Genomic DNA, 7,974 nt, shown 5'->3' with positions numbered 1-7,974 from the left:
CTCACGGGAGTGACAAACTCTCCGTCCCCGTCCGGGCCGCCGTGCGCATCGGACGCTCGTCATGTGACAACGGTCGGCGACCGATGCGCGGCGGCCCGGTTACGGACGGTTAACGGAGTCCTCACCGCGGCGGCCGGGCGAGGCGGGGTACTCGTGCACCACGACCGCCGCCGCGCCGACGGCCGGGTGCCGCTGGAGCACGGCCTCGATCTCGCCCAGCTCCATCCGCACGCCCGAGATCTTGACCTGCCGGTCCACCCGGCCGAGGTACTGGAGGGTCGGCCGGTCCTCGCCGCCCGCGCCGGCCGGCAGCAGCCGGACCGCGTCGCCCGTCCGGTACAGCCGGCCGGTCGGGGTGGCGGCGAACGGGTCGCGGTAGAACGCGGCCCGCGTCCGTTCGAGATCGCCCAGGTAGCCGCGCCCGACGCACACGCCGCCGACGAACAGCTCGCCCGTCTCGCCCGCGTCGCAGGCCGTCCACGAGCCGTCCTCGTCCTGCCTGAGCACGTAGAGGGCGGTGTTGGCGACGGGCGTGCCGATCGGCAGCCGCAGCAGCTCCAGGTCGGCGGCGGTGACGGTGTGGTGCGTCACGTCGTCGGAGCACTCGGTCGGCCCGTAGGCGTTGAGCAGCCGGGCGTGCGGCATCGCGGCCAGCCAGCGGCGCGACAGCTCGGCGGGCAGCTCCTCCCCCGTCGCGATCATCCACCGCAGCCCGCCGAGGGAGCCCGCGGGCGCGTCCGCCAGATCGTCCAGCAGGTGCCTGACCATGGTCGGGACCAGCTCGACCACCGTGATGCCGCGCTCGTCCACCGCGCGGGCGAACGCGTGCGAGTCGTGCCCGACGTCGTCGCCGACCACGTCCACCCGCCCGCCGACGAGCAGCGGCGCGAGCATCTGCCAGACCGAGATGTCGAAGCCGAGCGGGGCGGTCTGCGCGACGGCGTCGGCGCCGGTCAGCCCCAGATCCAGGATCTTGGCGTACAGGTGGTTGACCATCCCCTGGTGCTCCACCACCGCGCCCTTCGGGCGGCCGGTGGACCCCGAGGTGAACAGCACGTACCGGGGCTGGTCGAGGCTCTCCAGCCTGGGCTCGCCGCGCCACGGCGCGCACCGCGCGGCGGCCTCGGCGCGCACGACGCGGCAGCCCGCGGCGGCGGCGCCCTCCAGCAGGGCGGGCGCGGTCGCGCCGGCGTCCACGGCGAGCAGCACGGGCGCGCCCGCCTGCGCGAGGACGTCGCGGACGCGCGCGGCCGGCCAGGTCTCGTCCGCCGGGACGTACAGCGCCCCGACCAGCTCGATCGCGAGGAACGCGGCGATCACCGCGGCGCAGCGCTCGCCGCCGACGCCGACGACCGTGCCGGGCGTGACGCCCGACTCCTCCAGCAGCGTCGCGAGGCGGCGGGCCTCCCCGGCGAGCTCGGCGTACGACAGGGCGCGGGCGCGGTCGGCGACGGCGGGGCGGTCCCGCTCGGCGGCGGTCCGCTCGACCGTCGCGATGACGGGTTCGCGCAGGTCGACGGGGTGCTCGTGGACCATGCCGTGCCGGACGGCGAGCTCGCGGGCGCGCGCGGCCTCGGCGGCCGTGACCGCGAGCGCGGGGAGCCCGTCCGGGCCGGGCAGCCGGTCGGCGGCGGGACCGCGAGCATTCATGTTTACTCTCCGTGCTGTAGGACTTCTCTACCGTCATCACCAAATGAGCGGGGCCCATAGCTTATGTCCGGGCCCGGCCAGAAGCGCGGCGGATTACACGCATTAGACCCTACTCGTGGGTAAGTCGGGGGTTGCGGGGTGCCATGCCCGAAGGTACGGTGATGCTCCGCCACGGTCGCGTCACACCTGCCCCGCGGCGAACTTCGGGGGAAGGCGGGGAACGGCCATTAATTGCGCGAGGATCACCATCCACTTCCCCCGTCACCGTCAATTGTCATGCATTTAAGGGTGGCAGCGTGCCCCTCATCACCTCGCCGCAGGACTTTAACGTCGACGACCTTTACGTGGATCTGAAGCCGGTACTCGACATTCCGCTCTACCTCAAATGCGAGGGATTCAACTTCGCCGGCTCGGTGAAACTCAAGGCCGCCGCCGCGATGGTGGAGGCGGCCGAGCGGGACGGCGCGCTCGCCCCGGGCTCGACCATCGTCGAGTCCTCCTCCGGCAACCTCGGCATCGCGCTCAGCCTGATCGCGGCGAGCCGCGGCTACCGGTTCGTGTGCGTCACCGACCCGCGCTGCAACCCCGCCTCGGTGCGGGTGATGCGGGCGCTCGGCGCCGAGGTGCGGGTGATCTCCCGGCAGGACGCCAACGGCGGCTACCTCGACAGCCGCATCCGGTACGTCCGGGGCCTGTGCGAGTCGGGCGCCGGGTACGTCTGGCTCAACCAGTACGCCAACGACAACAACTGGATCGCGCACTACCGCGGCACCGCGCCCGCGATCGACCGGCAGTTCCCCGACCTGGAGGTCCTGTTCGTCGGGGCGGGCACGACGGGCACCCTGATGGGCTGCGCGCGCTACTTCCGCGAGCGCGGCCGGCCGGTCACGATCGTGGCGATCGACGCGGTCGGCTCCGTGACGTTCGGCGGCATCCCGAGCGGCGCATGGTGCCGGGCCTCGGCACGAGCAGCCGCCCCGGGCTGGTCGACGAGTCGTACGTCGACGACGTGGTGCACGTCCCGGAGACCGACACGATCCGCACCGTGCACGCGCTCGCGTCGCGCGGGTTCCTGTTCGGCGGGTCCACCGGCACGGTCGTGTCGGGCGCGGCCCGCTGGCTCGCCGAGAAGTACCCCGGCGAACGGCCCGTCGCGGCGGCGATCGCCCCCGATCTCGGCGAGCGCTACCTCGACTCCATCTACGACGAGTCGTGGCTGCGCGAGCACTTCTCCGAGCTCACCGCCGAGCTCGGCCAGCCCGGCGCCGATATCCTCGGCGTCTGATCATCAAGGAGTCGCGGAACATGTCCGAGCCCCCAGCCTTCGCCGTCATCTCCGGCGAGCAGGTCCACGCGGCCATCGGCGGCCGCGAGGAGCAGGTCACCCGGATGGTGGAGGCCGCGTACCGGCTGCACGGCGAGGGGCGCACGGTCAACCCCGACTCCTACTTCCTGCGCTTCCCCGACCGGCCGTCCGACCGGATCATCGCGCTGCCCGCCTCCGTCCAGGGCGACGTGGACGTGCACGGGATCAAGTGGATCTCCAGCTTCCCCGGCAACGTGGCCAACGGCCTCCCGCGCGCCTCGGCCGTGCTCATCCTGAACGACGCCGAGACCGGCTACCCGTTCGCCTGCCTGGAGAGCTCGATCATCAGCGCCGCACGGACCGCCGCGTCCGCCGCGCTCGCCGCCGCGGCGCTCGCCGACCGGCGCGGCGCGCGGCCCCGCCGGGTCGGGTTCGTCGGCGCCGGCCTGATCGCCCGCTACATCCACGCCTACCTCGTCGGGAACGGGTTCGCGTTCGACGCGGTCGGCGTCCACGACCTGTCGCACGAGCACGCCGAGGGCTTCACCGGATACCTGCGGCGGACCGGGCCGGGCGAGTTCACGATCCACGACAAGGCCGAGGACCTGATCCGCTCGTCCGACCTGGTCGTCTTCGCGACCGTCGCGGGCGAGCCGCACGTCACCGACCCCCGGTGGTTCGACCACGCCCCGCTCGTCCTGCACGTCTCGCTGCGCGACCTCTCCCCCGAGATCATCCTGTCGGCGTACAACGTGGTGGACGACGTCGAGCACTGCCTGAAGGCGAACACCTCCCCGCACCTCGCCGAGCAGCTGACCGGCGGCCGCGACTTCGTCGCCGGCACGCTCTACGACGTCCTCACCGGCGCCGCGGCCCCGCCCGCCGACCGGCCGGTGATCTTCTCCCCGTTCGGCCTCGGCGTCCTCGACCTCGCCGTGGCCCGCTACGTGTACGACCAGGTCACCGCGTCCGGCGAGCTGCGCACGGTGCCCGGCTTCTTCCACGAGCTCAAGCGCTACGGCTGACCCCCGCCCCGGGGGCCGCCGCGCGTCCCGTTCCGCCGACGTCATTGAACCGGCGCGGAACGGGAAGGCCCGTCACATGACCGAGGAACGCGGCGACGTCCAGGAACTGTCCGACTTCGAGCTGGCGGTGTACGAGGCGGTCGCCGAGATCGACAAGGCCGGGGGCGCGGCCGACATCGGGACGCTCACGGCGCAGATCGACCGCCCGGAGGAGGAGATCTGGGCGGCGCTCTCCCACCTGGTCTCGGCGAACCACCTGCACTCCACCGCGGACGGCTACACGCTCGGCCCGCACGACTGGGCCCCCTGACCGGCCGCTCCCGCGCCCGGCTCGCGCGGACCCGCCCGCCGTACGGGCCCCGGCCTTGGCGGCCCGGGGCCCGTACGGCACAATCCCTACCAAGCATCCGCTTGGTAGGGTGCGGTGCACGTGACGGTCGGACCCCGGGAGGCCGCGGATGGAGCTCGCCCACACCGAGGAGCAGCGGGAGCTGCGCGCGACGCTGCGCCGGTTCTTCGCCGACCGGTCCCGAGCGCCGAGGTGCGGCGGCTGATGGAGACCCCGGAGGGGTACGACCCGGCCGTCTGGGCGCGGATGGCGGGCGAGCTCGGGCTCCAGGGCCTGGCGGTCCCCGAGGAGCACGGCGGGGCCGGGTTCGGGGTGCGGGAGCTGGCGGTCGTCTTCGAGGAGATGGGCCGCGCCCTGGTGTGCTCCCCCTACCTCGCGACCGTCGCTCTGGCCGCGACCGCCCTGTCCGCGTGCGGCGACGGCGGGGCCCGCCGCGACCTGCTGCCGGGCATCGCGTCCGGCGAGACGATCGCGACGCTCGTGGACGGCGCGTCGCTCACCGCCCGCGAGGAGGGCGGCGCGTGGACGCTCAGCGGCGCCGAGACCTACGTCCTGGACGGCCACGTCGCGGGCCTCGTCCTCGCGGCCGTGCCGTACGGCGGGGAGACGGCGCTGTTCGCGGTGGACGCGGACGCGGCGGCGGAGTCGGGCGCTCTCGCGCGGACCGTACTGCCCACCGTCGACCAGACCCGCAGGCTCGCGCGCCTGGTCCTCACCGACGTCCCCGCGCGGCGGATCGCGGGCGACGCGGCGGACGCCGTGCAGCGGGCCTACGACGTCGCGGCCGTCGCGCTCGCCGCCGAGCAGCTCGGCGGGGCGCAGCGGACCCTCGACATGACCGTGGAGTACGCCAAGGTGCGGCGCCAGTTCGGCCGCCCGATCGGGTCGTTCCAGGCGGTCAAGCACCGCTGCGCCGACATGTTCGTGCAGGTGGAGTCGGCGCGCTCGGCGGTGCTGAACGCGGCGGCGGTCGCCGACGAGGCCCCCGGGGAGCTCCCGGCCGCCGCCGCGCTCGCCAAGGCGTACTGCTCGGACGCCTACGCCGGCGTCGCGGGCGAGGGCATCCAGATCCACGGCGGGATCGGCTTCACGTGGGAGCACGACGCGCACCTGTACTTCAAGCGCGCCCACGGGTCCCGGCAGCTCTTCGGCGCCCCGGACGTCCACCGCGAACGCCTCGCCGCCCTGGCCGGGATCGTCCCCGCCTGAGCCGCGCCGAGCCCCGCGCCCGGGACGGCTCCCGGCCCCGGGTGCGGCTCACGGGTGGAGGCGGAGGCCCTTGAGCATCTTGTCGATCCCGTTCCTCGGGCCGTGGACGGCCAGCCCGACGAGGGGCATGCCCTCGGCGTCCACGGCGCGGACGGCGGCGCGGTTGTCCACGTCGTTGCCGGTCTTGAACATCTCCTCGATGTAGACGGCCATGTCCGCGCCGCGCGCCAGGCCCCGCGCGTGCACGCGGGCGAGCCCCTCGGCGTCCGCCTCGTAGACCAGGACGGGCTGCCCGAACATCGGGAGGTAGCGGTTGCCGGAGCCGTCCTCGTACGGCTCGCCGAGGATGCCGTCCACCCCGGCGACGGCGCTGGCGAGGAACGCGGTCACGTTGAGCCGCTGCCAGGCGGCCAGGTCGGAGCGGACCACGATCCCGATCTTGGTGTCGAAACGCATCCCCGCACCCTGCCGCCGCCCGCCCCCGGCCGTCTTGAACGCTCGTGCGCGCCCCCGAAGCCCGCGGGCCCGGCGCGGCGGCCGTACGCCGTAACCTGGGACGATGCGGGACGGGACGGGCGACTGGGCCCGGTACTGGCGGTCGGACGACGGGGCGCTGGAGGCGATGCACGCCCATTTCGAGCGGCACGTCTACCACCGGCACAGCCACGAGACCTACTCGTTCGGCGTCACCGAGGACGGGCACCAGGCGTTCACCTGCCGGGGCGCCGCGCACACCAGCGCCGCCGGGATGGTGATCGCGTTCAACCCGGACGACCCGCACGACGGGCACGCCGCCGACGCGCTCGGGTTCACCTACCGGATCGTCCACCTCGGCCCGGACCTGGTCTCCGGCGTCCTCGCCGACATCGCGGACCGGCGCGCCGCCCTGCCCCTCTTCGACGCGCCCGTGCTGGACGACCCCGTCCTCGCCCGCAACCTGCGGGCCCTGCACGCCGCGCTGCTCGGCGGCGCCCCCGCGCTGCGGCGCGACGAGCTGCTGACGGCCACGGTCGGGTCGATGGTGCGGCGGGCGGCGACCGCGCCGGTCCGTCCGGCGGCGCCCGCCGCCACGGCGCGGATCGCCGAACGGGCCCGGCGGCGGCTCCACGACGCCCCGCTGGACGACGTCCCGGCCGACGAGCTGGCGCGCGCGGCCGGGTGCAGCCGCTTCGCGCTGTACCGGGCGTTCCAGAAGGCGCACGGCATGTCGCCGAGCGACTACCAGCGCCAGCTCCGGCTGCGCGCCGCGCGCGCCCTGCTCGCCTCGGGCGAGCCGATCGGGGACGTCGCGGCCGGGACGGGCTTCGCGGACCAGAGCCACCTGACCCGCTGGTTCGTGCGGTACTTCGGGGTCACGCCGGGCGCGTTCCGCCGCGCGCATGCGGAACAATAGGGCGGATGGCGACACAGCGGGCGAGCGGGGCGATCTTCGGGCTGGCGTACGGGGACGCGCTCGGAGCGCCGACCGAGTTCCTCACCATGAAGCAGATCGTCCGGCGCAACGGCCTCGACGGCCCCCGCGACCTCACCGGCGACCCGGCCCTCGTCACCGACGACACGCAGATGGCGCTCGCCGTCGCGGACGGCCTGCTGGACGCCCTGGCCAACCCCCGTTCACCCCCGACCTGGTCACGCCGATGTGGCGGCGGCGCTTCGTCGACTGGCTGCACAGCCCCGACAACAACCGCGCGCCGGGCAACACCTGCCTGCGCGCCTGCCGGGGGCTGTCGGGCGGCGTGCCGTGGGTCGAGGCGACGCAGCACGGCTCCAAGGGCTGCGGGGCCAACATGCGCGTGGCCCCCGTCGGCCTCGCTCCCGGCCTCAGCGCGGAGCAGCGCTCGGGCGCCGCGCAGCTCCAGGCGGCCATGACGCACGGCCATCCGACCGGCCTCGCCGCCAGCGAGCTCACCGCGTACGCCGTCTGGTGGCTGCGCGAGGGCATGGCCCCGTCCGACCTGCCGGCCGCGCTGCGCGACCACTGCCACGCCGAACGCACCACCTACCACGAGCGCTGGCTCGGCGCGCTGTGGCAGCGGCCCGCCATCGACTCCCCCGAGGCGTTCATCGCGCGCGGCTGGGACGAGTGCCTGCGGGCGCTCGACCGCCTCGACGCCGCCCTCGCCCGTCCCGACCGCGACTCCGACCCGTGCCTCCAGACGGGCGCGGGCTGGATCGCCGAGGAGGCCCTGATGACCGGGCTCCTCTGCTTCCTGCTCTTCCCGGACGACCCGGTGTCGGCGATCTGGCGCGGCGCGGCCAGCTCCGGCGACTCCGACTCCATCGCGTGCCTGGCGGGCTCGTTCGCGGGCGCCCGCCTCGGCATGGACGCCTGGCCGCCCGCGTGGCGCGAACGGATCGAGTACGCCGACCACCTCGCGCGCGTCGGCGCCGCCTGGGACTGACGTCCGCCCGCGGCGTCCGCCCGCGCCGCCCGC

At 74.6% G+C, this 7,974-nt stretch carries 7 protein-coding genes and 2 pseudogenes; 7 read left to right on the top strand and 2 right to left on the bottom strand.

Annotation, left to right across the window (positions count from 1 at the left end; translation table 11 throughout):
• Positions 1-99: 99 nt before the first annotated feature.
• Entirely contained in the window at positions 100-1,650 is a 1,551-nt protein-coding gene (locus GEV43_RS34515) for an amino acid adenylation domain-containing protein (RefSeq protein ID WP_160825005.1), read from the bottom strand.
• 143 nt (positions 1,651-1,793) lie between these two features.
• Between GEV43_RS34515 and GEV43_RS51865 the strand changes: the two are divergent.
• The 5 genes and pseudogenes from GEV43_RS51865 to GEV43_RS34495 all read left to right on the top strand — a co-directional run.
• Positions 1,794-2,528 (top strand): annotated as a pseudogene (locus GEV43_RS51865) (pyridoxal-phosphate dependent enzyme); the annotation flags it as partial.
• 68 nt (positions 2,529-2,596) lie between these two features.
• Entirely contained in the window at positions 2,597-2,935 is a 339-nt protein-coding gene (locus GEV43_RS51860) for a hypothetical protein (protein ID WP_241684138.1), read from the top strand.
• Positions 2,936-2,955: 20 nt separating this feature from the next.
• The gene (sbnB, locus tag GEV43_RS34505) at positions 2,956-3,981 is read left to right on the top strand and encodes a 2,3-diaminopropionate biosynthesis protein SbnB (RefSeq protein WP_160825004.1); all 1,026 of its coding nucleotides are present in this window, start codon (positions 2,956-2,958) and stop codon (positions 3,979-3,981) included.
• Positions 3,982-4,057: 76 nt separating this feature from the next.
• A complete protein-coding gene (locus GEV43_RS34500; RefSeq protein ID WP_160825003.1) occupies positions 4,058-4,291 on the top strand; it encodes a hypothetical protein in 234 nt (77 codons plus the stop codon).
• 243 nt (positions 4,292-4,534) lie between these two features.
• The gene (locus tag GEV43_RS34495; protein WP_241684137.1) at positions 4,535-5,539 is read left to right on the top strand and encodes an acyl-CoA dehydrogenase family protein; all 1,005 of its coding nucleotides are present in this window, start codon (positions 4,535-4,537) and stop codon (positions 5,537-5,539) included.
• Positions 5,540-5,587: 48 nt separating this feature from the next.
• Here GEV43_RS34495 and GEV43_RS34490 read toward each other — a convergent pair whose 3' ends face one another.
• Positions 5,588-5,995: a DUF2000 domain-containing protein gene (locus tag GEV43_RS34490; protein ID WP_160825002.1), complete on the bottom strand. Its 408-nt coding sequence runs from the start codon at positions 5,993-5,995 to the stop codon at positions 5,588-5,590.
• A 103-nt stretch (positions 5,996-6,098) separates the two neighbouring features.
• Here GEV43_RS34490 and GEV43_RS34485 point away from each other — a divergent pair, with 103 nt between their 5' ends.
• Together GEV43_RS34485 and GEV43_RS34480 are read left to right on the top strand one after the other, a co-directional pair.
• Positions 6,099-6,932: an AraC family transcriptional regulator gene (locus GEV43_RS34485; protein WP_160825001.1), complete on the top strand. Its 834-nt coding sequence runs from the start codon at positions 6,099-6,101 to the stop codon at positions 6,930-6,932.
• Between the two features lie 5 nt (positions 6,933-6,937).
• A pseudogene (locus GEV43_RS34480) lies at positions 6,938-7,941 on the top strand (ADP-ribosylglycohydrolase family protein).
• Positions 7,942-7,974 lie beyond the last annotated feature (33 nt).

Source organism: Actinomadura sp. J1-007 (assembly GCF_009793335.1).
Taxonomy (GTDB): domain Bacteria; phylum Actinomycetota; class Actinomycetes; order Streptosporangiales; family Streptosporangiaceae; genus Spirillospora; species Spirillospora yumaensis.
This window is presented reverse-complemented; position numbering and strand designations above follow the sequence as displayed.